Source organism: Methylobacterium sp. B1 (assembly GCF_000333255.1).
GTDB classification, from domain to species: domain Bacteria; phylum Pseudomonadota; class Alphaproteobacteria; order Rhizobiales; family Beijerinckiaceae; genus Methylobacterium; species Methylobacterium fujisawaense.
The window spans coordinates 1-2,002 of the sequence record NZ_BACT01000078.1 but is presented as its reverse complement, the minus strand read 5'-3'; the positions used below and the strand labels follow the sequence as shown (position 1 = coordinate 2,002).

Genomic DNA, 2,002 nt, shown 5'->3' with positions numbered 1-2,002 from the left:
CCGTCGACCGCCCTGATCGAGCTTCGGAGGAGACCACACGCCTGCGCGAGGCGATCAACCAGCTGGCGACGAGCCGGGATATCGGCGCCCTGGAGCAGGCCGTCATCACCCTGGCCAGCGGCATCGAGCGGGCCCAGGCCGGAACCGATCTCACCGCCATCGCGGTGCCGATCGAGCAGGTCCGGGCGCAGGTCGAGCGCCTCGCCGAAGAGGTGGCCGAGAACGTCCACAGCCGCGTCGCGGAGGATGTCCGCCGCCTGGCCGAGCGCCTCGATTCCGCGGCGGCGACCGGCGCGGCCGATCCGGATGGTCGCACCCTCGCCGGCCTGTTTGCCGAGCTTGAGGAGATTCGCCGGCAGATCGGTGCCCTGGCGGGTCCGGAGCGGATACAGGGTCTCGCGCAGAGCCTTCAGGCGCTGAGCGCGCAGATTGCGCAGTTGCAAAGCCTGAGCGCCGGTCCGGACCTGCGCCCGATCCTGGAGGAGATCCGCAGCGACGTGAAGATCGCCGCGCCGGCCGCGCTGGCGGAGCAGATCCAGGCGCTTGCGGAGAAGGTCGACCTCCTCTGCGCCCGGGACGATTGGTCCGAGCGGTCCGGCGAAGCCGCCGCCCGTCCGGACGGGATGGCGTCGATCCACGCCATGCTGCGCAGCCTCGCCGACAAGGTCGATCAGGTCGGCGCCCGGGCCGAGCACGAAGGGCTCGACGCCCTGGAGCGGCAGGTCGTGTCTCTGGCGGGGCGCCTCGACGCGCCGCTGAGCGTCGATCCGGCGCTGGCCGGCCTCGAGCGCACCATGGGCGACCTGCTCCGGCAGGTGACGGCTCTCCGGGACTCCGCCCCGACCGAGGCCGTGGTGGAGCGCGCCGCGCGCAACGCCGTGGCTCAGACTCTCCAGGGTTCCGGTCTCGGCACGGCCGAGTCCGGGGAGATCGGCCTCCTCCGCGCCAGCTTGGCCGATATGCAGGCCCGGCAGGTCGCGTCCGATCAGCGGCTCGGCGCCACCCTCGATGGCGTCCAATCGGCCCTTGAGCGCCTTCTCGTCCGGCTCGGCCCGGCCGAGTCCGTCCCGCCGCGGGTCCCGTCCCTCGACGAGCGCCTGATGTCGTCGACGAGCGCGGAGGCGACCCTCGCGCCCGTCGAGGCGCGCGCGAAGCCCCGGCGGGACGGCATCGAGGCTTCCCGCCTCGCCGACGACCTGCTCGAGCCCGGCAGCGGCCGTCCGCCGCGCGAGCCGCGCTCGCCCAGAGAGCCGTCGGCCCGCCGGCCGATGCAGGAGCGGATCGGCGACGCGGCCGCCGCGCGGATCGCGGCCGACGCCACCTCTGAGACCGACATCAAGACCAGCTTCATCGCCGCGGCGCGACGGGCCGCCCAGGCCGCGCAAGCGGAGCTGGTCGCGGAAGCGCCCGTGGAGCGCCGGGAGACCCGGGGCGAGCGGGCCGCGCTGCTGCCCAACGCGACGACGGGGCGGCTCGCGCGGCTGCGCGCCGAGATCGATCGCCGCCGCCGCCCGCTCCTGCTCGGGCTCGCCGCCATCGTGCTGGCGCTGGGCGCGCTCCAGGCGATCACCATGCGCAGCGCGGATGAGCCGCAAACGCCCGCCCCGGCGAGCCAGATCGCGCCGTCGCGCGGGGATGCCGCCGACGTCCAGAAGAAGGCTCCGGACGCCGCCAAGGAGACGCCGGACGCGAAGCCGGCCGTGGCCGATCCGACCACGACCCAGTCGCTGCCGAATCCCGCTCCCGCGGAGACGCACTCCACCGCCAAGCCGGCGGTGCCGCAGGTCTCCGGCATGAACGCTCTGCAGGCCGATCTCGGGAACCTGCCGCCGGCGCTGGCCAAGGTGAAGCTCGCCGCCCTCGAGGGCGACGGCACGGCCATCTGGGACCTCGCCACCCGGGAGGCCGACGGCCGCGGCATGCCGCGCGATCTGTCGGTCGCGGCGAAGCTCTACGAGAAGCTGGCCTCGGCCGGCTACGCCCCCGCCCAGACAAGCTCGCC

At 74.6% G+C, this 2,002-nt stretch carries 1 pseudogene; it reads left to right on the top strand.

Going from position 1 to position 2,002, the window contains the following annotated elements:
• Positions 1–2,002: pseudogene (locus tag I53_RS02090) on the top strand (hypothetical protein); the annotation flags it as partial.